This is a genomic window from Salmonella enterica subsp. diarizonae, from assembly GCF_008692785.1.
Classification (GTDB): domain Bacteria; phylum Pseudomonadota; class Gammaproteobacteria; order Enterobacterales; family Enterobacteriaceae; genus Salmonella; species Salmonella diarizonae.
The window spans coordinates 61,965-86,900 of record NZ_VXJV01000015.1 but is presented as its reverse complement, the minus strand read 5'-3'; the positions used below and the strand labels follow the sequence as shown (position 1 = coordinate 86,900).

Annotated in this window: 20 protein-coding genes, 1 rRNA gene and 2 pseudogenes; 15 read left to right on the top strand and 8 right to left on the bottom strand. The window is 53.3% G+C overall.

The genetic code is table 11. The annotated features are described in order from the left end of the window. The first annotated feature begins 4 nt into the window (after positions 1–4). Positions 5–120: ribosomal RNA gene (gene rrf / locus F4V72_RS22615) — 5S ribosomal RNA — on the top strand. A gap of 272 nt (positions 121–392) precedes the next feature. On the opposite strand, the gene F4V72_RS22610 is transcribed toward rrf, so the two are convergent. Next, positions 393–830 carry an acetyltransferase gene (locus tag F4V72_RS22610; RefSeq protein ID WP_070803075.1) on the bottom strand — a complete coding sequence of 146 codons (438 nt, stop codon included), beginning with the start codon at positions 828–830 and terminating at the stop codon, positions 393–395. A 156-nt stretch (positions 831–986) separates the two neighbouring features. Between F4V72_RS22610 and metA the strand changes: the two genes are divergently transcribed. From metA to aceK, 4 genes are all read left to right on the top strand, one after another. Then, on the top strand, positions 987–1,916 hold the full coding sequence (gene metA, locus F4V72_RS22605; RefSeq protein WP_136058566.1) for a homoserine O-acetyltransferase MetA: 930 nt from the start codon (positions 987–989) through the stop codon (positions 1,914–1,916). A gap of 268 nt (positions 1,917–2,184) precedes the next feature. Continuing rightward, complete coding sequence (gene aceB, locus F4V72_RS22600; RefSeq protein WP_053529846.1) at positions 2,185–3,786, top strand: malate synthase A; 1,602 nt, start codon at positions 2,185–2,187, stop codon at positions 3,784–3,786. Positions 3,787–3,817: 31 nt separating this feature from the next. Then, a complete protein-coding gene (aceA, locus tag F4V72_RS22595; RefSeq protein WP_000857887.1) occupies positions 3,818–5,122 on the top strand; it encodes an isocitrate lyase in 1,305 nt (434 codons plus the stop codon). Positions 5,123–5,222: 100 nt separating this feature from the next. Then, the gene (gene aceK, locus F4V72_RS22590) at positions 5,223–6,974 is read left to right on the top strand and encodes a bifunctional isocitrate dehydrogenase kinase/phosphatase (protein ID WP_136058565.1); all 1,752 of its coding nucleotides are present in this window, start codon (positions 5,223–5,225) and stop codon (positions 6,972–6,974) included. Here the strand turns inward: aceK and F4V72_RS22585 are convergent. Genes F4V72_RS22585 through F4V72_RS22575 form a run of 3 tightly spaced genes read right to left on the bottom strand, consistent with a single transcriptional unit; the run spans position 6,938 to position 8,423 of the window. Next, a complete protein-coding gene (locus F4V72_RS22585; RefSeq protein WP_077918391.1) occupies positions 6,938–7,345 on the bottom strand; it encodes an ASCH domain-containing protein in 408 nt (135 codons plus the stop codon). The genes aceK and F4V72_RS22585 overlap by 37 nt on opposite strands. Before the next feature lie 10 nt (positions 7,346–7,355). Further along, the gene (iclR, locus tag F4V72_RS22580; RefSeq protein ID WP_053508341.1) at positions 7,356–8,180 is read right to left on the bottom strand and encodes a glyoxylate bypass operon transcriptional repressor IclR; all 825 of its coding nucleotides are present in this window, start codon (positions 8,178–8,180) and stop codon (positions 7,356–7,358) included. A gap of 48 nt (positions 8,181–8,228) precedes the next feature. Next, positions 8,229–8,423, bottom strand: a complete 195-nt coding sequence (locus F4V72_RS22575) for a hypothetical protein (RefSeq protein ID WP_071790738.1) — start codon at positions 8,421–8,423, stop codon at positions 8,229–8,231. 48 nt (positions 8,424–8,471) lie between these two features. Between F4V72_RS22575 and metH the strand changes: the two genes are divergently transcribed. Together metH and F4V72_RS22565 are read left to right on the top strand one after the other, a co-directional pair. Continuing rightward, positions 8,472–12,155, top strand: a complete 3,684-nt coding sequence (gene metH, locus F4V72_RS22570) for a methionine synthase (protein WP_136058564.1) — start codon at positions 8,472–8,474, stop codon at positions 12,153–12,155. A 266-nt stretch (positions 12,156–12,421) separates the two neighbouring features. Beyond that, positions 12,422–14,053 carry a Na/Pi cotransporter family protein gene (locus tag F4V72_RS22565; RefSeq protein ID WP_000956808.1) on the top strand — a complete coding sequence of 544 codons (1,632 nt, stop codon included), beginning with the start codon at positions 12,422–12,424 and terminating at the stop codon, positions 14,051–14,053. Positions 14,054–14,142: 89 nt separating this feature from the next. Here F4V72_RS22565 and pepE read toward each other — a convergent pair whose 3' ends face one another. Further along, positions 14,143–14,832 carry a dipeptidase PepE gene (gene pepE / locus F4V72_RS22560; protein WP_136058563.1) on the bottom strand — a complete coding sequence of 230 codons (690 nt, stop codon included), beginning with the start codon at positions 14,830–14,832 and terminating at the stop codon, positions 14,143–14,145. A 71-nt stretch (positions 14,833–14,903) separates the two neighbouring features. Between pepE and F4V72_RS22555 the strand changes: the two are divergent. The 3 genes and pseudogenes from F4V72_RS22555 to rluF all read left to right on the top strand — a co-directional run bounded on the left by F4V72_RS22555 (position 14,904) and on the right by rluF (position 16,507). Then, positions 14,904–14,995 (top strand): annotated as a pseudogene (locus F4V72_RS22555) (hypothetical protein). A 55-nt stretch (positions 14,996–15,050) separates the two neighbouring features. Continuing rightward, entirely contained in the window at positions 15,051–15,590 is a 540-nt protein-coding gene (locus F4V72_RS22550; RefSeq protein ID WP_023246266.1) for a DUF2058 domain-containing protein, read from the top strand. 47 nt (positions 15,591–15,637) lie between these two features. Beyond that, positions 15,638–16,507, top strand: coding sequence for a 23S rRNA pseudouridine(2604) synthase RluF (gene rluF, locus F4V72_RS22545; protein WP_079836927.1), 870 nt, complete (start codon positions 15,638–15,640; stop codon positions 16,505–16,507). On the opposite strand, the gene F4V72_RS22540 is transcribed toward rluF, so the two are convergent. From F4V72_RS22540 to lysC, 3 genes and pseudogenes are all read right to left on the bottom strand, one after another. After that, positions 16,504–16,776, bottom strand: coding sequence for a DUF3811 domain-containing protein (locus F4V72_RS22540; protein WP_001207628.1), 273 nt, complete (start codon positions 16,774–16,776; stop codon positions 16,504–16,506). The two genes, rluF and F4V72_RS22540, sit on opposite strands and share 4 nt — an antisense overlap. 137 nt (positions 16,777–16,913) lie before the next feature. Continuing rightward, positions 16,914–17,157: pseudogene (locus F4V72_RS22535) on the bottom strand (hypothetical protein); the annotation flags it as partial. Positions 17,158–17,274: 117 nt separating this feature from the next. Then, positions 17,275–18,624, bottom strand: a complete 1,350-nt coding sequence (gene lysC, locus F4V72_RS22530) for a lysine-sensitive aspartokinase 3 (protein WP_080071151.1) — start codon at positions 18,622–18,624, stop codon at positions 17,275–17,277. Positions 18,625–19,012: 388 nt separating this feature from the next. Here lysC and pgi point away from each other — a divergent pair, with 388 nt between their 5' ends. From pgi to F4V72_RS22505, 5 genes are all read left to right on the top strand, one after another. Next, complete coding sequence (pgi, locus tag F4V72_RS22525; RefSeq protein WP_080071150.1) at positions 19,013–20,662, top strand: glucose-6-phosphate isomerase; 1,650 nt, start codon at positions 19,013–19,015, stop codon at positions 20,660–20,662. A gap of 391 nt (positions 20,663–21,053) precedes the next feature. After that, a complete protein-coding gene (gene yjbE, locus F4V72_RS22520; protein WP_053529841.1) occupies positions 21,054–21,296 on the top strand; it encodes an exopolysaccharide production protein YjbE in 243 nt (80 codons plus the stop codon). A gap of 63 nt (positions 21,297–21,359) precedes the next feature. Further along, the gene (locus F4V72_RS22515) at positions 21,360–21,998 is read left to right on the top strand and encodes a YjbF family lipoprotein (RefSeq protein WP_114049207.1); all 639 of its coding nucleotides are present in this window, start codon (positions 21,360–21,362) and stop codon (positions 21,996–21,998) included. Next, the gene (locus F4V72_RS22510; protein WP_080071149.1) at positions 21,995–22,732 is read left to right on the top strand and encodes a capsule biosynthesis GfcC family protein; all 738 of its coding nucleotides are present in this window, start codon (positions 21,995–21,997) and stop codon (positions 22,730–22,732) included. Before F4V72_RS22515 ends, F4V72_RS22510 begins: the two co-directional genes overlap by 4 nt. Next, positions 22,732–24,828, top strand: coding sequence for a YjbH domain-containing protein (locus tag F4V72_RS22505; RefSeq protein ID WP_121768001.1), 2,097 nt, complete (start codon positions 22,732–22,734; stop codon positions 24,826–24,828). Before F4V72_RS22510 ends, F4V72_RS22505 begins: the two co-directional genes overlap by 1 nt. Positions 24,829–24,936: the final 108 nt, after the last annotated feature.

Genomic DNA, 24,936 nt, shown 5'->3' with positions numbered 1-24,936 from the left:
TTTGCCTGGCGGCCGTAGCGCGGTGGTCCCACCTGACCCCATGCCGAACTCAGAAGTGAAACGCCGTAGCGCCGATGGTAGTGTGGGGTCTCCCCATGCGAGAGTAGGGAACTGCCAGGCATCAAATAAAACGAAGGGCCCTGTCGCAAGACAGGGCCTTCTGTTTTATCTGTAGTCTGTCGGTGAGCGCTCTCCTGAGGAGGACAAATCCGCCGGGAGCGGATTTGAACGTTGCGCAGCAACGGCCCGGAGGGTGGCGGGCAGGACGCCCGCCATAAACTGCCAGGCATCGAATAGTGAAGAAGCCCATCCTGACGGATGGGCTTTTTTGCGTCTGTGGCCGGGTATGCACTGCCGGATGGCGGCTCCGCCTTATCCGGCCTGCGATTCCATTAGCCATATGCCAGATTCAACAATGGATACGGTTTCCCAAGATCGTCCATCTCCGAACGTCCCGTCACCTTAAATCCCATTTTCTTATAAAATCCAACAGCTTGTGTATTCTGCTCGTTAACATTGGTTGTCAACCCTGGCGCCAGGGTTAACGCATGTTCAACCAACCTCTTACCGATACCCTGACCACGCACGTCCGGATCGATAAACAGCGCATCCATATGTTCACCGGTAAGCAGCATAAATCCTACCGGCTCGTCCTGATCGGTCACGGCAACCCATAGTGGCGCTTCTGGCAGAAAATCGCTCACCAGTTCTTCCAGTTCGGTCCGATAAGCGTCTGACAGAAAATCGTGCGTGGCATCGACTGAGCGACGCCAGATCGCAATCAATTTTTCCCCTTCCCCATGCCTTGAACGGCGAATGTTAATAATCATCTTCACTCCTTTTTTGCTTACTTCTATTCTAATGCAAATGCTGTCGTGAAACTTTCTCACCTTGAACTTGCAGACTCGACATTCGCCTGATTTCTGCGTATCTTCAGCTATCTGGATGTCTAAACGTTTAAACGTGTGTCGTGAGGTTATCAGGTTATGCCGATTCGTGTGCTGGACGAGCTGCCCGCCGTCAATTTTTTACGTGAGGAAAATGTCTTCGTCATGACGACTTCTCGCGCATCAGGACAGGAAATTCGCCCGCTAAAGGTACTTATCCTTAACCTGATGCCGAAGAAGATTGAAGCGGAAAACCAGTTTCTGCGCCTGCTGTCGAACTCGCCATTGCAGGTCGATATTCAACTGCTGCGGATAGATGCTCGCGAGTCGAGAAACACGCCAGCCGAGCATCTGAACAACTTTTACTGTAACTTCGAGGATATCTGCGATCAGAACTTTGATGGGCTTATCGTGACCGGAGCGCCGCTGGGTCTGGTGGAGTTTAATGACGTGGCTTATTGGCCGCAGATTAGGCAGGTGCTGGAATGGGCGAAAGATCACGTCACTTCGACGCTATTTGTCTGTTGGGCCGTTCAGGCCGCGCTCAATATTCTTTATGGTATCCCTAAGCAGACCCGTACAGATAAACTTTCCGGCGTCTATGAACATCACATCCTTCATCCTCATGCTCTGTTGACGCGTGGTTTTGATGATTCGTTTCTTGCGCCACACTCACGTTATGCCGATTTCCCGGCGGCGCTGATACGAGATTATACGGATCTTGACATTCTGGCCGAAACAGAAGAGGGGGATGCGTACCTGTTTGCCAGCAAAGATAAACGTATTGCGTTTGTCACCGGCCATCCTGAATATGACGCTCATACGTTAGCGAGTGAATATTTTCGTGACGTTGAGGCTGGGTTAAATCCGGATATTCCGTACAACTATTTCCCGAAAAACGATCCGCAAAACATACCGCGCGCAACCTGGCGCAGCCACGGTAATTTACTCTTTACTAACTGGCTCAACTATTATGTCTACCAGATTACGCCATATGATCTGCGTCACATGAATCCAACCCTGGATTAATCTTCTGCTCCTGACGATCCTAAAGCGTTTCAGCATAATGAATCAGGCACCTTTGGGTGTTTTTTTCATTTGTGAAATCACCTTCACCTTCTGATTAAACTTTATATCCTTTTTTATCAATAGGTTAAATTTAATTTCCATTAAAAATGGAAATTGTTTTTGATTTTGAATTTTAATTGAGTAGTCTTAGTTGTGTTGAACGAAAAGCGCACAATGATCCTTCGTTCGCATTGGGGATGTATCTGGATCAACGACGAGGAGCAGCATGATGAATCCACAGGCAACCACAACTGATGAATTAACTTTTACCAGGCCGCAAGGCGAGCTGGAAAAGCAAGTCCTGACCGCTGAGGCAGTCGAGTTTTTGACGGAATTAGTCACACGTTTTACGCCAAAACGCAATAAACTCCTGGCTGCACGTATCCAGCAACAGCAGGATATTGATAACGGTAAGTTGCCTGATTTTATTTCGGAAACCACTTCCATTAGAAAAAGTAATTGGCAGATTCGTGGTATTCCTGAGGATTTACAGGATCGCCGGGTGGAAATTACCGGGCCGGTTGAACGTAAAATGGTAATTAATGCCCTGAACGCAAATGTGAAAGTGTTTATGGCGGATTTTGAAGACTCGCTGGCGCCGGACTGGAATAAAGTTATTGATGGTCAAATCAACCTGCGTGATGCGGTGAACGGCACCATTAGCTATACCAACGAAGCCGGAAAAATCTATCAGCTCAAGCCCGATCCGGCCGTATTGATTTGTCGTGTACGCGGTCTGCATCTGCCAGAAAAGCATGTTACCTGGCGGGGTGAAGCAATTCCCGGGAGCCTGTTTGATTTTGCTCTGTATTTTTTCCACAACTACAAAGCGCTGCTCGCTAAAGGTAGCGGCCCGTATTTTTACCTGCCGAAAACGCAAGCCTGGCAGGAGGCTGCCTGGTGGAGCGAAGTCTTCAGCTACGCCGAAGACCGCTTCAACCTGCCGCGCGGTACGATCAAAGCGACCCTGTTGATTGAAACCCTGCCTGCTGTTTTCCAGATGGATGAGATTCTTCATGCGCTGCGTGATCATATCGTCGGCCTCAACTGTGGTCGCTGGGATTATATTTTCAGCTATATCAAGACGTTGAAAAATCACCCGGATCGCGTCCTGCCGGACAGGCAGGTGGTAACGATGGACAAACCGTTTCTGAGTGCCTACTCGCGCCTGCTGATCAAAACCTGTCACAAGCGCGGCGCGTTCGCGATGGGCGGTATGGCGGCGTTTATCCCGAGTAAAGATGTTGAACGCAACAATCAGGTCCTTGCCAAAGTGAAAGCGGATAAAGCGCTGGAAGCTAACAACGGCCACGACGGCACGTGGATTGCGCATCCCGGGTTGGCGGATACCGCAATGGCAGTCTTTAACGAGGTACTGGGCGAGCACAAAAATCAGTTGTTCATTACTCGTGATGAAGATGCGCCGATTACCGCTGAGCAGTTACTGGAGCCGTGTGAAGGCGAACGTACAGAAGCGGGAATGCGCGCCAATATTCGCGTGGCAGTGCAGTACATTGAAGCGTGGATCTCCGGCAATGGCTGTGTACCGATTTACGGTCTGATGGAGGATGCCGCGACGGCGGAAATCTCACGAACCTCTATCTGGCAGTGGATTCACCATGAGAAAACACTGAGCAATGGAAAACCCGTAACGAAAGCGCTTTTCCGCGAAATGTTGGCGGAAGAGATGCGGGTAATCCAGGACGAACTGGGCGAGCACCGCTACAGCAGCGGGCGTTTCGACGATGCCGCACGTCTGATGGAGCAAATCACCACCTCAGATGACTTAATCGACTTCCTCACCCTGCCGGGCTATCGCTTACTGGCTTAATTCACCACATAACAATATGGAGCATCTGCACATGAAAACCCGTACTCAACAAATCGAAGAATTACAGAAAGAGTGGACACAACCGCGCTGGGAAGGCATCACCCGCCCGTACAGTGCGGAGGAGGTGGTGAAATTACGCGGATCGGTTAACCCTGAATGCACGCTGGCACAGCTCGGCGCCGCGAAAATGTGGCGGCTGTTGCACGGAGAAGCGAAAAAAGGCTATATCAACAGTCTTGGCGCGCTGACCGGCGGTCAGGCGTTGCAACAGGCGAAAGCCGGTATTGAGGCGGTCTATCTCTCCGGCTGGCAGGTCGCGGCGGATGCCAACCTTGCATCCAGCATGTACCCGGATCAATCGTTGTATCCGGCAAACTCTGTTCCGGCGGTGGTGGATCGGATCAACAACACTTTCCGTCGTGCGGATCAGATCCAGTGGGCATCCGGTATTGAACCCAACGATCCGCGCTATGTGGATTACTTCCTGCCGATCGTTGCTGATGCGGAAGCCGGTTTTGGCGGCGTTCTGAATGCCTTCGAACTGATGAAATCGATGATTGAAGCCGGTGCAGCGGCGGTACACTTCGAAGATCAGTTGGCGTCGGTGAAAAAGTGCGGGCATATGGGCGGCAAGGTGCTGGTCCCCACGCAGGAGGCGATTCAGAAACTGGTTGCTGCGCGTCTGGCCGCTGATGTGATGGGCGTCCCGACGCTGGTGATTGCGCGTACCGATGCGGATGCGGCAGATCTGATCACCTCCGACTGCGATCCCTATGACAGCGGTTTTATTACCGGTGAACGCACCAGCGAAGGTTTCTACCGCACCCATGCGGGCATTGAGCAGGCGATCAGCCGCGGTCTGGCGTATGCCCCGTATGCCGATCTGGTGTGGTGCGAGACCTCTACGCCGGATCTCGAACTGGCGCGTCGTTTTGCCGATGCTATCCACGCGAAGTATCCGGGAAAACTGCTGGCCTATAACTGTTCGCCGTCCTTCAACTGGCAGAAAAATCTGGACGACAAGACCATTGCCAGCTTCCAGCAGCAGTTGTCGGACATGGGTTACAAATACCAGTTTATTACCCTGGCGGGCATCCACAGCATGTGGTTCAACATGTTCGACCTGGCGCATGCATACGCTCAGGGCGAGGGTATGAAACACTATGTTGAGAAGGTTCAACAACCCGAGTTCGCCGCGGCGAAAGACGGCTACACCTTTGTTTCCCACCAGCAGGAAGTGGGTACAGGTTACTTCGACAAAGTCACCACCATTATCCAGGGCGGCGCGTCATCCGTTACCGCGTTAACAGGATCGACGGAAGAATCGCAGTTTTGATTGATGCCCGGTGGCGCAGCGCTTACCGGGCCTACAGATATCGTAGGCCGGATAAGCAAACGCGCCATCCGGCATGACGTGGTGCCGGATGGGGGAAAAAATGCCGCGTTGCCTGGAATTACTGATTGCTCAAACCATCCTGCAAGGCTTTGACGCGCAGTATGGTCGATTTCTGGAAGTGACTTCCGGCGCGCAGCAGCGTTTTGAACAGGCCGACTGGCAGGCCGTCCAACAGGCGATGAAAAGCCGTATCCATCTCTATGATCATCATGTGGGTCTGGTGGTGGAGCAACTGCGTTGTATTACCGATGGCAAAAGTACCGACGCGGATTTCCTTTTACGCGTTAAAGAGCATTACACCCGGCTGTTGCCGGATTACCCGCGCTTCGAGATTGCGGAGAGCTTTTTCAACTCCGTTTATTGCCGGTTATTTGACCACCGCTCGTTAACACCCGAGCGGTTGTTTATTTTCAGTTCACAACCGGAGCGCCGCTTCCGTACTATCCCGCGTCCGCTGGCCAAAGACTTCTTTCCCGATCACGGTTGGGAGTCGCTGTTGATGCGGATACTCAGTGATTTACCGCTGCGTCTGCCCTGGCAGAATAAAAGCCGGGATATCCGCTATATCATCGCGCACCTGACTGAAACATTGGGCGAGGACGCGCTACCTCGCTGCCATGTCCAGGTGGCGAACGAGTTGTTTTACCGTAATAAAGCGGCCTGGCTGGTAGGTAAATTAACCACACCTGACGGTATGCTGCCGTTTTTATTGCCGATTCATCGCACTGATGAGGGCGAACTGTTTGTCGATACCTGCCTGACCACTACGGCAGAAGCGAGCATTGTGTTTGGTTTTGCCCGCTCTTATTTTATGGTGTATGCGCCGCTGCCTGCCGCGCTGGTTGAGTGGTTGCGTGAAATCCTGCCGGGCAAAACCACCGCCGAGCTGTATATGGCGATTGGCTGCCAGAAACATGCGAAAACCGAAAGCTACCGCGAATATTTGTGTTATCTGGCTGAAAGCGATGAGAAATTCATTGAGGCGCCTGGCATCCGCGGCATGGTGATGTTGGTGTTTACTCTGCCAGGTTTCGACCGGGTATTTAAAATCATTAAAGACAAATTCGCCCCGCAGAAAGAGATGTCTGCCGCCCATGTGCGTGCCTGTTATCAACTGGTAAAAGAGCATGATCGCGTCGGTCGTATGGCGGATACCCAGGAGTTTGAGAATTTCGTGCTGGATAAACGGCAAATCGATCCGGCGCTGATGGCGCTGTTACGGCAAGAAGCGCCAGAGAAGATTACCGATCTTGGGGAACAGATCGTCATTCGCCATCTCTATATTGAACGTCGCATGGTGCCGCTCAATATCTGGCTGGAACAGGTAGAAGGCCAGCAGTTGCGCGATGCGATAGAAGAATATGGTAATGCGATTCGCCAGCTTGCCGCCGCTAATATTTTCCCCGGCGATATGTTGTTTAAAAACTTTGGCGTTACCCGTCATGGTCGCGTGGTGTTCTACGACTACGATGAAATTTGCTACATGACGGAAGTGAATTTCCGCGATATTCCGCCAGCGCGTTATCCGGAAGACGAACTGGCCAGCGAACCCTGGTATAGCGTCTCGCCGGGTGACGTTTTCCCGGAGGAGTTTCGTCACTGGCTATGCGCCGATCCGCGTATCGGGCCATTGTTTGAAGAGATGCATGCCGACCTGTTTCGCGCCGATTACTGGCGCGCGCTACAGACGCGTATTAAAGAAGGGCATATAGAAGATGTGTATGCCTATCGTCGTCGCCAGCGCTTTGGCGTACGCTACGGCGCGATCTCGAGTACGGCAAACTCTTCGTAAACCAGTTCCATCTCCGGGGACCAATTACCCTCGCGCTCAAAAAAGGCCCGGTGTGCCGTTTGCCAGTACGCCAGGCTAAGATCGCCTTCGCCTTCCAGTGCGGCGAGATCGGCGCTCATCTCGTTAAAACGGATCAGCCTGAGCGTCAGCGTGCGTATGACGCACACGGCGTCGCCTGTGCCGTTGAGCACAATGTGATATGCCCCGGGCGTGACAGGGGGCTGCTCTTTCTGATAGCTAACCAGCGAGCTACAGGTGCCACGCTTTTTACCGGCGACCACCAGCGCCGCCAGCTCGTCGGCCAGCGTCGGCGAATCACCGAAAGACCAACAGAAGGCCTGTGGGTACTTCTCCTGCCAGTATAATTTCAGGCTGCTCATTTCAGCGAACTCCACCATACGCCAGCGTCACTTCTTTTGCCGCTTTAATCACCATGGCGCCAAGTTCGGTGACGCGATCGTCGGTAATGCGTGAGCAGGGGCCGGAAATAGAGAGGGCCGCAAACGGTTCGCGGTGCTCGTCATAAATACACGAGGCCACGCAGCGCAGACCGAGCGCATGTTCTTCATCGTCAAAGGAGTAGCCGCGCTTGCGTGTCTGGGCGAGGTCATCTTTCAGATGGATCGGCGACACCAGCGTCGCATGGGTATAAGCGTGCAACCCCTTGCGGTGCAGCAGACTTGTAACCTGCTCCTCACTGAGTTGCGATAAAAACGCCTTGCCCGCCCCGGACGCATGCATCGGCAGTTTACCGCCAATAGGAGCGGACATGCGCATCAATTGCGTGCACTGCACCTGGTCGATAATAATGGCCTGATGGTCGCTCTGGTCGAGTACGGCAAGGTTTACCGTTTCGCCGGAGTCCTCCATCAGCTTGCGCAAAATCGGATGGACAATCGCCAGCAGATTACGGCTCTGCAAAAAGCTGCTGCCGACGATAAACGCGTGTGCGCCTACGGCCCAGTGGCCCAGCTCACCGACCTGGCGGACAAACCCCTGCTGTTGCATGGTGGTGAGTAGACGGTGAGTGGTGGAATTAGGTAAACCCGCCTGCTGCGCCAGTTCGGTCAGCGCGACGCTACCGTTGGACTCCGCAATCCACTCCAGCAGCTTAAGACCGCGGGTTAAAGACTGAACCTGCCCGGTTACGGGTGCAGTGGTAGCGGTAGGTTTTCTCCCGCGTTTCGCGGGAACAGGGGCAACCATGGCAGACTCCTTTTTCTGTATCGTGGAAATCATTTTCGTTTTATTTAATTATAATGCAAGAGTTCCTGAACTGATCGGATGAGTGACCGACAACAAGCTGCCTGATGGCGCTTCGTTTATCAGGCCTACCAGGGATCGTAGGCCGAATAAGGTGCTTGCGCCGCCATCCGGCAAAACAGAACCAATAGCGTCAGCAAGCTGAACATGTCTCATGTTGCCCGTTGTTCTCTTTTCCGCCAGCATGCTTTGTGCCAGTATGACTCGTTACGTGGAGTGTTGTCGGGAGCGAGTGTGAGCAGCAAAGTTGAACAACTGCGTGCGCAGTTAAATGAACGTATTCTGGTGCTGGACGGCGGTATGGGCACTATGATCCAGAGTTATCGTCTACATGAAGAAGATTTCCGCGGGGAGCGCTTTGCTGACTGGTCCTGCGACCTGAAAGGCAACAACGACCTGCTGGTACTCAGCAAGCCGGAGGTGATCGCCGCTATCCACAACGCCTACTTTGAGGCTGGCGCGGATATCATCGAAACCAACACCTTTAACTCGACAACCATTGCGATGGCGGATTACCGGATGGAATCCCTGTCGGCGGAAATTAACTATGCGGCGGCCAAACTGGCGCGCGCCTGCGCCGATGAATGGTCCGCGCGAACACCAGAAAAACCGCGCTTTGTTGCGGGCGTGCTTGGTCCAACTAACCGCACGGCCTCCATTTCACCGGACGTCAACGACCCGGCGTTTCGTAATATCACCTTCGATCAACTGGTGGCGGCCTACCGTGAATCCACCAAAGCGCTGGTGGAAGGTGGCGCAGACCTGATTCTGATTGAGACCGTTTTTGACACCCTGAATGCGAAAGCGGCGGTCTTCGCGGTGAAAGAGGAGTTTGAGGCGTTGGGCGTAGACTTGCCGATCATGATTTCCGGCACCATCACCGACGCTTCCGGGCGCACGCTTTCCGGCCAGACTACCGAAGCGTTCTATAACTCGCTGCGCCATGCCGAGGCGCTCACCTTTGGCCTTAACTGCGCTCTGGGGCCGGATGAACTGCGCCAGTACGTCCAGGAGCTGTCGCGCATTGCCGAATGCTACGTTACCGCGCACCCGAACGCTGGCCTGCCAAACGCCTTTGGCGAATACGATCTGGACGCCGATACGATGGCGAAGCACATTCGCGAATGGGCGCAAGCGGGCTTCCTGAATATCGTTGGCGGCTGCTGCGGTACCACGCCGGAACATATTGCGGCGATGAGCCGCGCAGTAGAACACTTGCCGCCGCGTAAGCTGCCGGAAATCCCGGTCGCCTGCCGTCTCTCTGGCCTGGAGCCGCTAAATATTGGCGATGACAGCCTGTTCGTCAACGTCGGCGAACGTACCAACGTCACCGGTTCGGCGAAATTTAAACGCCTGATCAAAGAAGAGAAATACAGTGAAGCGCTGGATGTTGCCCGTCAGCAGGTAGAAAGCGGCGCGCAGATTATTGATATCAACATGGATGAGGGGATGCTTGATGCCGAAGCGGCGATGGTACGTTTCCTCAGTCTGATTGCCGGTGAGCCGGACATTGCCCGTGTGCCAATCATGATCGACTCCTCCAAATGGGAGGTTATCGAAAAAGGGCTGAAGTGCATCCAGGGTAAAGGCATCGTTAATTCCATCTCGATGAAAGAGGGGGTGGAAACTTTTATCCATCACGCGAAGCTGCTGCGTCGCTACGGCGCGGCAGTGGTGGTCATGGCCTTTGACGAACAGGGACAGGCCGACACCCGCGAGCGTAAAATCGAAATTTGCCGCCGTGCCTACAATATTCTGACCAAAGAGGTCGGTTTCCCGCCGGAAGACATTATTTTCGATCCAAACATCTTCGCCGTAGCGACCGGTATCGACGAGCACAACAACTACGCGCAGGACTTTATCGGCGCTTGTGAAGATATTAAACGTGAACTGCCGCACGCGCTGATCTCCGGCGGTGTCTCTAACGTTTCGTTCTCATTCCGCGGCAACGATCCGGTGCGCGAGGCGATTCACGCTGTATTCCTCTACTACGCCATCCGTAATGGCATGGATATGGGCATCGTCAACGCCGGGCAACTGGCGATTTATGACGACCTGCCTGCCGAACTGCGCGATGCAGTTGAAGATGTCATTCTTAACCGTCGCGATGACGGCACCGAGCGTTTGCTGGATCTGGCGGAGAAATATCGCGGTAGTAAAACCGACGAGGCCGCCAATTCCCAGCAAGCGGAATGGCGCTCCTGGGATGTCAAAAAACGCCTCGAATATTCGCTGGTGAAAGGCATTACCGAGTTTATCGAGCAGGATACCGAAGAAGCCCGCCAGCAGGCCGCACGCCCGATTGAGGTGATAGAAGGGCCGCTGATGGACGGCATGAATGTGGTCGGCGACCTGTTTGGCGAAGGGAAAATGTTCCTGCCGCAGGTGGTGAAATCCGCCCGCGTGATGAAACAAGCGGTGGCTTACCTGGAGCCGTTTATCGAAGCCAGCAAAGAGAAAGGTTCCAGCAACGGCAAGATGGTGATTGCCACCGTGAAGGGCGATGTTCACGACATTGGTAAAAATATCGTCGGCGTGGTGCTGCAATGCAACAACTACGAAATTATCGATCTTGGCGTGATGGTGCCAGCGGATAAAATCCTTAAAACCGCCCGTGAAGTGAACGCGGACCTGATCGGCCTCTCCGGGCTGATTACCCCGTCGCTGGACGAGATGGTTAACGTGGCGAAAGAGATGGAGCGTCAGGGCTTCACGATTCCACTACTGATCGGCGGCGCGACCACTTCGAAAGCGCATACGGCGGTAAAAATCGAGCAGAACTACAGCGGTCCGACGGTTTACGTGCAGAATGCTTCGCGTACCGTGGGCGTGGTGGCGGCGCTACTCTCCGACACCCAGCGCGATGATTTTGTCGCCCGTACCCGCAAAGAGTATGAAACGGTGCGTATTCAGCACGCCCGCAAAAAACCGCGCACGCCGCCGGTCACGCTGGAAGCGGCGCGCGATAACGATCTGGCATTCGATTGGGAACGCTACACCCCGCCGGTAGCTCACCGTCTGGGCGTGCAGGAGGTGGAAGCAAGCATCGAAACCCTGCGCAACTACATTGACTGGACGCCGTTCTTTATGACCTGGTCGCTGGCAGGCAAATACCCGCGCATTCTGGAAGATGAGGTGGTGGGCGAGGAGGCCAAACGGCTGTTTAAAGACGCCAATGACATGCTGGATAAACTGAGCGCGGAGAAACTGTTGAATCCGCGTGGCGTGGTTGGGCTGTTTCCGGCGAACCGCGTCGGCGATGACATCGAAATTTATCGCGACGAAACCCGTACTCATGTGCTGACGGTCAGCCACCACCTGCGCCAGCAGACCGAGAAAGTGGGTTTTGCCAACTACTGTCTGGCGGATTTTGTCGCGCCGAAACTGAGTGGAAAAGCAGACTACATCGGCGCGTTTGCAGTCACTGGCGGTCTTGAAGAAGACGCCCTGGCTGATGCTTACGAGGCGCAACACGACGACTATAACAAGATCATGGTGAAAGCGATTGCCGACCGTCTGGCGGAAGCGTTTGCCGAGTATCTACATGAGCGCGTGCGTAAGGTTTACTGGGGTTATGCACCAGGAGAGAGCCTCAGTAATGAAGAGCTGATCCGCGAAAACTACCAGGGGATTCGCCCGGCGCCGGGTTATCCTGCCTGCCCGGAACATACCGAAAAAGGCACTATCTGGCAGCTACTGGATGTCGAAAAACACACCGGGATGAAGCTCACCGAATCTTTCGCCATGTGGCCTGGCGCGTCGGTCTCCGGCTGGTACTTCAGCCATCCTGAGAGCAAATACTTCGCAGTGGCGCAGATCCAACGCGATCAGGTGACAGATTATGCTTTCCGTAAAGGAATGAGCGTTGAGGACGTTGAGCGGTGGCTAGCGCCGAACCTGGGCTACGATGCGGACTGATTCATAAAATCGTCACTTTTCCTTACAACTCACAGGACGTTCGTTGAGCGTCCTGTCTCTTTCTTACAATTAAACCCTTATACTGAAGGAAGGCTCTACGCTGAATTTGCCGGATGGCGGCGTAAACGCCTTATCCAGCTTATGGTATTGCGCATAGTAAGCCCGGTGACGGGCAATGCAAGTAGGCCTTAACGCTGTGCGCCATCAGGCAATTTATCGCAAGTGAGCTTCAGGAAAACGTATAACGATAAGGAGAACCTGACGCCGTGTTAACTTTGCTCCATCTACTTTCTGCCGTTGCGCTGTTGGTGTGGGGAACACATATCGTTCGTACTGGCGTAATGCGCGTGTTTGGCGCGCGTCTGCGCACTGTTCTCAGCCGCAGTGTGGAAAAGAAACCGCTCGCCTTTTGTGCGGGTATCGGTGTTACCGCGCTGGTACAAAGCAGTAACGCCACCACCTTATTGGTAACGTCGTTTGTCGCCCAGGATCTTGTCGCCCTGACGCCAGCGCTGGTGATTGTGTTGGGCGCCGATGTGGGTACTGCGCTAATGGCGCGTATTCTCACCTTTGATTTGTCGTGGCTATCGCCGCTACTAATTTTTATTGGCGTGATCTTCTTTTTGGGACGTAAGCAGTCCCGCGCCGGACAGCTTGGTCGCGTCGGTATCGGGCTTGGCCTGATTCTACTGGCGCTGGAGCTGATTGTGCAGGCGGTGACGCCGATCACTCAAGCTAATGGCGTGCAGGTAATTTTCGCGTCGCTGACGGGCGACATTATGCTGGATGCGCTGATTGGCGCGATGTTCGCCATTATCAGTTATTCCAGCCTGGCGGCGGTGTTGCTGACGGCAACCCTGACGGCAGCGGGGATTATATCGTTCCCGGTCGCGTTGTGTCTGGTTATCGGTGCCAACCTGGGATCGGGGCTGCTGGCGATGCTTAATAACAGCGCCGCCAATGCTGCCGCGCGTCGCGTGGCGCTCGGCAGCCTATTGTTCAAATTGATCGGCAGCCTGGTCATCCTACCGTTTGTCCATCCGCTAGCGAATCTGATGGATGAGCTGCCGCTACCGAAATCAGAGCTGGTGATCTATTTCCACGTTTTCTATAACCTGGTGCGCTGCCTGGCGATGGTTCCATTTGCCGAGCTGATGGCGCGTTTTTGTAAACGGATTATTCGTGATGAGCCTGAACTGGATACCCATCTGAAGCCGAAACATCTGGATGTCAGCGCGCTGGATACGCCAACGTTGGCGCTGGCTAATGCTGCCCGTGAGGTGTTGCGCATTGGCGATGCGATGGAACAGATGATGGAAGGGCTAAAAAAGGTCATGCACGGCGAGCCGCGTGAAGAGAAAGCGCTGCGCAAGCTGGCGGATGACGTTAACGTGCTCTACACCGCGATTAAGCTTTATCTGGCGCGAATGCCGAAAGACGAGCTGGCGGCGGAGGAGTCCCGCCGGTGGGCGGAGATTATCGAGATGGCCCTGAACCTCGAACAGGCGTCGGATATTATCGAGCGAATGGGCAGTGAGATTGCCGACAAGTCGCTGGCGGCGCGTCGGGCATTTTCAGAAGAAGGATTGAAAGAACTGGATGCGCTTTACGATCAACTGCTCAGTAATCTGCAACTGGCGATGTCGGTCTTTTTCTCCGGCGATGTCACCAGCGCCCGTCGGTTGCGCCGCAGTAAACATCGCTTCCGTATACTTAATCGCCGATACTCACATGCGCATGTCGACCGCCTGCACCAGCAGAACGTGCAAAGCATTGAAACCAGCTCGCTCCATTTAGGGCTTCTGGGCGATATGAAGCGTCTTAACTCACTGTTCTGTTCGGTCGCCTATAGCGTACTGGAACAGCCGGATCAGGACGAGGAACGGGGCGATTATTAAGTGAAATGCCGGATGGCGGCGTAAACGTCTTCTGGTCTACGGAGAACATGCGTGTAGGCCCGCCATCCGGCATTCAATGTGGCCAGGGATTAAAAGCGATGACCCGCCTCCAGCGCCACTGCCTCTTCGCCCGCTTTAAACACCCAGGTGGTATTCGGGCCGCCGAGAACCGCCTGGCCGTTGCTCACCTGAATCCAGTTACCTTCCGGCAAACCAATCACTGTCAGTTCCGGCGCGACCACCAGCAGTTCACGAATACGCTGCTCGCGGGTCTCGCCCTTATGGCCTTCCGGCAAGGCGTTAGTGAAGTGAGGATTAATTTGCAGCGGGAACAGATCCAGCGCGTCGAAACCGTTTGGATCGACGATCGGCATATCGTTAGTCGTGCGGATAGTCGGGCAGGCAAAATTGGCGCCCGCGCTCCAGCCGATATACAGCGCACCGCGTTTTACCCTGTCCGCCACCGGCGCCAGCAGCCCGCGTTCACGCGATTCTTTCAGTAGCTGGAAGGTATTTCCGCCGCCGACAATAATGATTTCCGCTTTCTCAATCGCCGCAAGCGGATCGGCGACACGATGAATCCCTGTGACGTTTATGCCTAATGGCGCAAGCACCTCTGCGGTTTTATCCGTGTACTCATCCCATGTTTGCGTGACCCCGGCAAACGGAATAAACACGGCTGAGCGTCGACCGTTCAACTGATTCGCTATCAGCGGCAGAGCGTGTTCCAGCCAGGCTTTACCCGGCAGCGTCGAGTTACTTAATAAAAGCAGTTCCATTACTTCTCCACATCATCAGGAAATGTCAAAACGCAATAATGCTACCATTATCCATTTATTGCCTTACTGACATGGCTCATGATGTTGCGCGTGTTACGGGCAAAGCATGCGAAGCGCAGGGACGCTAAAAGTGAAACCAGGCCAGATCTGTCATCTGGTATAGCCTGAAAAATTACAGGTATAATCCGCAAAATTATTTAACGAGTTTAGAGACGAAAATGGCAAAACTGACCTTACAAGAGCAACTGTTACAAGCGGGATTAGTGACCAGTAAAAAAATGGCCAAAGTCCAACGCACGGCTAAAAAATCACGCGTTCAGGCTCGTGAGGCCAGAGAGGCGGTGGAAGAAAATAAAAAGGCGCAACTTGAGCGTGATAAACAACTCAGTGATCAGCAAAAACAAGCGGTTTTAGCGAAAGAGTTTAAAGCTCAGGTTAAGCAACTCATTGAAATGAATAGAATCAATGTATCTAAAGGCGATATTGGTTTTAACTTCACAGATAATAACGTCATCAAAAAAATAGACGTGGATAAGCTCACCCAGACGCAACTGATTAATGGTCGTCTCGCGATTGCGCGTCTGGTTATCGAGAATAGCGGGGAATGTGAATATGCGATTATTCCCGCGAGCGTCGCCGATAAAATTGCACAACGAGATGCGGACAGTATTGTCGTAAACAGTGCGCTGAGTCAGGAAGAGCAGGACGAAGATGATCCGTATGCCGATTTTAAAGTTCCCGACGATTTGATGTGGTAAGTCACATTACCAATGTTTATGTAGAAAAAATTTCTCAGAGAGTAAATATGCTGACCGACACATCTACCCGACTTAATAAATATATCAGTGAAAGCGGCATCTGTTCACGTCGCGAGGCGGACCGCTTTATCGAACAGGGCAACGTTTTTATCAACGGCAAACGCGCCGCTATTGGCGATCAGGTGGTCGCTGGGGATGTTGTTAAAGTAAATGGTCGGTTGATTGAGCCGCGAGAAGCGGATGATTTAGTGCTGATTGCGCTGAATAAACCGGTTGGCATTGTCAGTACCACTGAAGACGGCGAGCGCGACAACATCGTCGATTTTGTGAACCACAGCAAACGTATCTTCCCGATTGGCCGTCTGGATAAGGATTCGCAGGGGCTGATATTTCTGACTAACCACGGCGATCTGGTCAATAAGATTCTGCGTGCCGGTAACGATCATGAAAAAGAGTATCTGGTGACGGTGGATAAACCCGTTACCGACGAGTTTATTCGTGGTATGGGCGCGGGTGTACCGATTATTGGTACTGTCACCAAAAAATGTAAGGTGAAAAAAGAGGCGCCGTTTGTCTTTCGCATCATCCTGGTGCAGGGGCTAAATCGTCAGATCCGTCGTATGTGTGAACACTTTGGTTATGAAGTGAAGAAGCTGGAGCGTACGCGCATTATGAACGTCAGCCTGAGCGGGATTCCGCTGGGCGAGTGGCGCGATCTGACGGACGATGAGCTGATCGATCTGTTTAAATTGATTGAGCGTTCTTCTTCCGAAGCCAAAACAAAAACCAAAGCGAAGCCGAAAACTGCGGGCATTAAGCGTCCGGTCGTTGCGATCGAAAAAAGCAATGATAAAGCGCGCCCGGCATCGAGCGGTAAACGCTTTACCTCGCCGGGAAGAAAGAAGAAAGGACGTTAACGTCTGCCGCGCGTCGGCGTATTTGCCGACCAGGAGAATGACGCTTCCGTATCGGGTTTATACGCCTGCTTTTTCTTCAACTGGCGGGCTTTTTTCGCTTCAGCCTCACGCAGCGCCATCAGCTTATCGATGTACTCCTTTTTTACGCTGTTGGTCTCAGAATTGGTCAGCGGACGACCGTGCGCAATACGGGCGCGGTCCAGCAACGTTTTCAGTTCGCGTTGTTCGCGCTCGGTCATCTCTTTTTGGGTAATGCGGGGGAGTGCCATACGGGTGCCCTCAGTTAGCCGATGCATTTAGTCTACGGCAATACGGAACGGGCGGATAGCGTGTAGGCCGGGTAAGCTTGCGCCACCCGGCAATATTTTAATTTTCCTTTGCCGTTTCGCCCGATTTTTCAACAATCAGGCATCCTGAACAGCAATGCCAGCAGCCATGCCGCGAGCAACATCACCAGATAGTGCAGGAATATCCCTGCGGCGACCGGGGCTGGGCGGGAGAGCACGCGTTTAAAGCCGTCAACGTTAAGATGGACGCTCATACCGAACATAACAACATCAATAGTGTCGCGACCCACGGACCAACAGGGGGGTAAAGGTGGATAGTGTGTAATACGCAATGTTATGGTTTATCGCGTGAAGGAAGATTATTCAAATAAGTTATGCTCATGATCCACTATGGGCACATGACAGGCCGGATAAGGCGCTTACATCGCCATCCGGCAGCGTATTGTCTGATAGCGCTCACCCGCTGTCGTGTCAGGGCGATTATTCAAATAAGTTATGATGTAGCTTCTGTACCACCTGCTCGGCATCGTCTCCCGGCACGAGGAAGCACAGATTGTGGCTGGAGGCGCCGTAACAAATCATGCGAATGTTGAACGGTTCCAGGACGCCGAACACCTCTTTACCAACGCCGCAAGCTTTTGACAGGTTGTTGCCAATCAGCGCGACCAGCGCCAGTCCTTCTTCGACTTCTACCCGACACAGTGCGGAAAGCTCCATCAATAAGGATTGTGTCAGTAACGTATCGCCCGTGGAGGTGGAGCCGGTAGTATCCAGCGTTAGCGCGATGCTCACCTCCGAAGTGGTAATCAGATCCACCGAAATATTATGCCGCGCCAGAATGCCGAACACTTCGGCCAGGAAACCTCGCGAATGCAGCATATTCAGGCTGTGCAGAGTCAATAGCGTTTGATTGCGGCGCAGCGCCAGCGCACGGAACAGCGGCGGGTTTTGGGTTTTATTGCACACCAGCGTACCGCCCGCTTGCGGATCTTTACTGGAGCCAACGAAGACCGGGATATCGCTGCGCACGGCCGGGAGCAAGGTGGCTGGATGCAGCACTTTTGCGCCGAAGGTTGCCATCTCCGCCGCTTCTTCAAAGTCGATTTCATCAATTCGCTGCGCGACAGGCACTACGCGCGGGTCGGTGGTGTAAATACCGGGCACATCTGTCCAGATATCAACCCGCGCGGCATGGAGCGCTTCAGCCAGCAATGCTGCCGTATAGTCGCTGCCGCCGCGTCCTAACGTCGTGGTGCGGCCTTTGCTTTCACTGCCGATAAAGCCCTGAGTAATGACCAACGTTTCGCTCAGGCGCGGGAGCAACTGCTGCGCGGCCAGTTCCGCAAGCGCTGTGACGTCCGGTTCCGCACGGCCAAAGCGAGCGCTGGTACGCATCACTTTGCGCACGTCGAACCAGTGGGCCTGCACATCGCGTTCACGCAGGATCTCAACAAATAGCAGGGTAGACATCAGCTCGCCGTGGCTGACCAGTTCATCGGTCAGGGCCGCCGATGTCGCCAGCGATGCCGCCTCCGCCAGAATAGTGATATTTTCCAGTAGGCGTTCAATCTCTTCGCGAATGACATTTGGATGACGCAGACGCTCAAGGATATCGAACTGGATTTTACGGATGGCGTCGAGCGTGGCGAAACGTTCGCCGGGCTCCATCCCTTCGGCCAGCGCTACCAGCAGGTTAGTGATGCCGGCAGAAGCGGAAAGCACGACTAAACGAACATTGGCGTCGGCAAGTACGATATCCGCGCTACGGTTCATGGCGGCAAAATCGGCGACGCTGGTACCGCCAAATTTGGAAACAACGATCTCTGTCATATCAACCTCGTGTCAGGAAATGAAAAACGCGACCATGGCACAAGGGCAGAACAGAAACCGGTGCAGGCGCAAATGCAAGTAACGTATTTATAAATAAAAGTTGTGGCCTGGACTGTCAACGTTGGGATTATGCGGATTTTTTATGCTGAGTTTAGGCTCAGTAACAGCGCTTATAACCACGATACCCGTCTGTAGGTATGTTGGCTTATCTGTGCGCCCGGAGACTCACTCACTTGCCGCCTTTCTGCACCTCGAATTATTTAGGGTATATACTTTTTATCCTCATTCGACAGTGCCTGGGGCAACGGCACTAAAACAATCACACTTTTCTGTGACTGGCGTTACAATCGACTCCAGTCACAATTCTCAAATCAGAAGAGTATTGCTAATGAAAAATATCAATCCAACGCAGACTTCTGCCTGGCAGGCGCTCCAGAAACACTACGACGAAATGAAAGACGTTATGATCGCTGAGCTTTTCGCGAAAGATAGCGACCGTTTCGCTAAGTTTTCCGCGACTTTTGACGATCTGATGCTGGTGGATTTCTCCAAAAACCGCATCACCGAAGAGACGCTGGCAAAATTACAGGATCTGGCGAAAGAGACCGATCTGGCTGGCGCGATTAAATCTATGTTCTCCGGCGAGAAGATCAACCGCACCGAAGACCGCGCCGTGCTGCACGTGGCGCTGCGTAACCGTAGCAATACGCCGATCATCGTGGACGGCAAAGATGTGATGCCGGAAGTGAACGCCGTGCTTGAGAAGATGAAAACCTTCTCGGAAGCGATTATCTCCGGTCAGTGGAAAGGCTACACTGGTAAGGCCATCACCGACGTGGTGAACATTGGTATCGGCGGTTCCGACCTCGGCCCGTTCATGGTGACCGAAGCGCTGCGTCCGTATAAAAATCACCTGAATATGCACTTCGTCTCTAACGTTGATGGTACCCACATCGCTGAAGTGCTGAAAAAAGTGAACCCGGAAACGACTCTGTTCCTGGTGGCGTCGAAAACCTTCACCACGCAGGAAACCATGACCAACGCCCACAGCGCGCGCGACTGGTTCCTGAAAACCGCAGGCGATGAAAAACACGTGGCGAAACACTTTGCTGCGCTCTCCACCAACGCCAAAGCGGTCGGCGAATTTGGTATCGACACGGCCAATATGTTCGAGTTCTGGGACTGGGTCGGCGGTCGTTACTCGCTGTGGTCTGCCATCGGTCTGTCCATTATTCTGTCCGTCGGTTTCGACAACTTTGTCGAGCTGCTTTCCGGCGCGCATGCAATGGACAAGCATTTCTCCACCACTCCGGCGGAGAAAAACCTGCCCGTTCTGTTGGCGTTGATTGGCATCTGGTACAACAATTTCTTCGGCGCGGAAACCGAAGCCATTCTGCCGTACGACCAGTACATGCACCGTTTCGCCGCCTACTTCCAGCAGGGCAACATGGAATCCAACGGTAAATACGTGGACCGTAACGGCAACGCCGTGGATTACCAGACAGGCCCAATTATCTGGGGCGAACCAGGCACCAACGGTCAGCACGCGTTTTATCAACTGATTCACCAGGGTACTAAAATGGTGCCGTGTGATTTTATCGCCCCGGCTATCACCCATAACCCGCTATCCGATCATCATCAGAAGCTGCTGTCTAACTTCTTTGCGCAAACCGAAGCGCTGGCGTTTGGTAAATCCCGCGAGGTGGTTGAGCAGGAATATCGCGATCAGGGTAAAGATCCGGCGCAGCTTGAACACGTTGTGCCATTCAAAGTGTTTGAAGGCAACCGCCCGACCAACTCTATCCTGCTGCGCGAAATTACGCCGTTCAGCCTGGGCGCGCTGATTGCGCTGTATGAGCATAAAATCTTTACTCAGGGCGCCATCCTGAACATCTTTACTTTCGACCAGTGGGGCGTTGAGTTGGGTAAACAGTTGGCTAACCGTATTCTGCCGGAGCTGGGCGATGATAAAGCTATTTCGTCCCATGATAGCTCTACCAACGGTCTGATTAACCGTTATAAAGCCTGGCGTGCCTGATGGCGCTTCGCCGCCATCCGGTAAAAAGAGAATAAGATAATAAAAAAGCCGATATTCACATCGGCTTTTTTTATAAGATAATTCCGCTTGTCCGTCTTTTCCCCTATAATTTTATATTGAGCTTAATCCTAAAATAACCAATAACCAGAAAATCACTCTGCGTTATTTTCAGATTATACGGATGTCGCCTTCTTTTTATATAATTTTAACTGATTGATTTTATTTGTTTGTTAATTAAATAAGGTGTGTATTGTTTCTTTAAAGTTTAATTATCCTAAAACATCGACTTTATTTCTCCCGGACATAATCCGCCTGCTTTGGTTGTGTATACTCGGTAGCGCCCGAAATTCTTTTGGGTAAATCTCCATTCATTCAATGAAGGGAAATTATGATGAAAAAAGTACTGTATGGCATTTTTGCCATAACCGCGCTTACGGTGACATCTGTCTCGGCGGCCCCCGTTCAGGTGGGTGAAGCGGCAGGGTCGGCAGCGACGTCGGTATCGGCGGGAAGTTCTTCCGCCACCAGCGTTAGCACCGTAAGTTCGGCGGTGGGCGTCGCGTTAGCGGCAACCGGCGGTGGTGATGGTTCCAATACCGGGACCACGACCACCACGACCACCAGTACCCAGTAGTATCGGTACGTTTAACCATAACCACACTCCGGTGTGGTTATTTTGCCCCTCTGGAGAAGCGTCGTGAAGCGACCCGCACTTATCCTGATTTGCCTGCTATTACAGGCGTGTTCGGCCACCACTAAAGGCCTGGGCAATTCACTGTGGGACAGTTTGTTCGGTACGCCAGGCGTACAGTTAACGGATGACGATATTCAAAACATGCCTTATGCCAGCCAGTACATGCAGCTTAACGGCGGTCCTCAACTGTTTGTGGTGCTCGCTTTCTCGGAAAACGGGCAGCAGAAATGGGTGACACAGGATGGCGCGACGATCGTGACGCAGCATGGCCGTCTGGTCAAAACTCTGCTCGGCGGCGACAACCTGATCTATGTGAATAATCTGGCGGCTGACCCGTTGGCGAAACCAGGACAGATTATCGATGGCGCGACCTGGACTCGCACCCTGGGCTGGACCGAACATCGCCAGGTGCGTTACGCCACCGCCCGTTCCGTTTTTACATGGCAAGGGACTGATAGTGTTAGCGTCGGCAGTGAGGAAACCGCCGTGCGGGTGTTGGATGAAGAAGTGACGACCGCTCAAACGCGCTGGCGTAATCGCTACTGGGTTGATAGCGAAGGCCAAATTCGCCAGGCGGAACAGTATCTGGGCGCGAATTACTTTCCGGTGAAAACCACGCTGATTAAGGCGGCAAAATCATGATGAAAAGGACGATAAGCGCGCTGGTGCTGGCCTTTGTCGCGTCATCCGCCTTTGCCAGCGGCACTGTTACGGTTTTTACCAAAGGTAATAGTGAGCCTAAAACGCTGACAGACGCTGAGCGTCTGCTTGATTTAGTCGGACAGCCGCGCCTGGCAACGAGCTGGTGGCCTGCGGCGGTGATAGGCGAAGAACAGGCGACCGTGACGGCGCGTCAGCAGCAACAGGAACTCCTCGGGCGACTGACGGCGCTCAGCGCTGAGGAGGACGGCGATGCTGCGGCTGCGATAAACACGTTGCGTCAGCAGATTCAGGCGGTGAAGGTAACGGGCAGACAATTAGTGAATCTTGATCCTGACGTGGTTCGCGTGAGCGAACGTGGTAACCCGCCGCTGCAAGGTAACTACACGCTCTGGGTCGGACCGCAACCCACGCAGGTGACGCTCTTTGGCTTGATTAGCCAGCCGGGCAGCCAGCCGTTCGTCCCTGGGCGGGACGTCGCCAGTTATCTCGAGGATCAACGCTTACTCAGCGGCGCGGATCGTAGCTATGCCTGGGTGGTTTACCCTGATGGACGCAGCCAAAAAGCGCCGGTGGCTTACTGGAATAAGCGTCATATCGAGCCGATGCCCGGCAGCATCATTTTTGTCGGTTTTGCTGATTCCCTTTGGCGCGGCACACCGGAGGTGATGAATGCCAACATTCTTCATACCCTGACGCAGCGGATACCGGAATAATGAAAAAAACACATCTGCTCAGCGTGCTGGCGCTGGGTATTAGCGCGGCCTGCCATGCCGAAACATATCCAGCCCCTGTTGGCCCTTCACAATCTGACTTTGGCGGCGTGGGCCTGCTGCAAACGCCGACAGCGCGTATGGCGCGTGAAGGGGAGATGAGCCTGAACTATCGCGATAACGATCAGTACCGCTACTACTCGGCTTCGGTTCAGCTTTTCCCATGGCTGGAAACCACGTTGCGCTATACCGATGTTCGTACGAAAAAGTACAGCAGCGTGGAATCATTCTCCGGCGACCAGACATACAAAGATAAAGCGTTTGATGTGAAACTGCGGTTGTGGGAAGAGAGTTACTGGATGCCGCAGGTGGCGGTTGGCGCACGCGATATCGGCGGGACAGGGCTGTTTGATGCGGAATATATTGTCGCGAGTAAGGCCTGGGGGCCGTTTGATTTTTCATTAGGTCTCGGCTGGGGCTATCTTGGCACCAGCGGCAATGTGTCTAATCCTTTCTGTTCGTATAGTGACAAATTCTGTTCGCGTGATAACAGCTACAAAGAGGCAGGTTCTGTCGACGGTAGCGATATGTTTCACGGCCCGGCTTCGCTGTTTGGCGGCGTGGAATACCAGACCCCGTGGCAACCGCTACGCCTGAAGCTGGAGTATGAAGGCAATAACTATCAGCAGGATTTTGCGGGTAAACTGGCGCAGAAGAGCAAGTTTAACGTCGGCGCCATTTACCGCGTCACCGATTGGGCCGACGTTAACCTCAGCTACGAGCGCGGCAACACCTTCATGTTTGGCGTCACGTTGCGCACCAATTTCAACGATTTACGTCCCGCGTATCATGACAATTCACGCCCGCAATACCGACCACAGCCGCAGGATGCCATCCTGCAACATTCGGTAGTGGCTAATCAATTAACGTTATTGAAATATAATGCCGGTCTGGCGGACCCGAAAATTCAGGTCAAAGGCGATACGCTGTACGTTACCGGTGAACAGGTGAAGTACCGCGACTCCCGTGAAGGGATCGTGCGCGCTAACCGGATCGTCATGAACGATCTGCCGGAGGGGATTCGCACGATCCGCGTGACGGAAAACCGCCTTAATCTGCCGCAGGTCACCACTGAAACCGATGTCGCCAGCCTGAAACGCCATCTGGAAGGTGAACCGCTGGGACATGAAACCTCGCTGGCGCAAAAACGCGTGGAGTCGATCGTGCCAGAGAGTACTGAACAGGGTTGGTATATCGACAAGTCGCGCGTTGATTTTCATCTCGATCCCGTGCTGAACCAGTCGGTAGGCGGCCCGGAAAACTTCTATATGTATCAGTTGGGCGTAATGGGAACTGCGGATCTGTGGGTCACGGATCATCTGCTCACCACGGGCAGCGTGTTTGCCAATATCGCCAACAACTACGACAAATTTAACTACACCAATCCGCCGAAGGATTCGCATCTGCCGCGGGTGCGTACGCATGTCCGTGAGTATGTGCAGAATGATGTCTATGTGAATAACCTACAGGCCAACTACTTCCAGTATTTTGGCAATGGTTTCTATGGGCAGGTCTACGGCGGTTATCTGGAGACTATGTTTGGCGGTGCCGGGGCGGAAGTACTGTATCGCCCGGTGGACAGCAATTGGGCGTTTGGTCTGGATGCCAACTATGTGAAACAGCGTGACTGGCGTAGCGCGCAGGATATGATGAAGTTTACCGATTACAGCGTGAAGACCGGACATTTGACCGCATACTGGACGCCGTCGTTCGCCCAGGATGTGCTGGTGAAAGCCAGCGTTGGTCAGTATCTGGCGGGCGATAAAGGCGGTACGCTGGAAATCGCCAAACGCTTCGATAGCGGCGTCGTTGTCGGCGGTTACGCGACGATTACCGACGCGTCGCCGGATGAATATGGGGAAGGGGATTTTACCAAAGGCGTATATGTTTCCGTGCCGCTGGATCTCTTCTCGTCCGGCCCAACCCGAAGTCGTGCGGCAATTGGCTGGACACCGCTGACGCGTGATGGTGGTCAACAGCTTGGCCGTAAGTTTGGCCTGTATGATATGACCAGCGACAGGAGCGTAAATTTCCGTTAATACTCAAGCCGGATAAGGCGTTCACGGCGCTATCCGGCAAATCATCTTATTGAACAAAATATAAACATAAATAAAAAATATAGATGTTCGTCACATTTGTGCGTTATA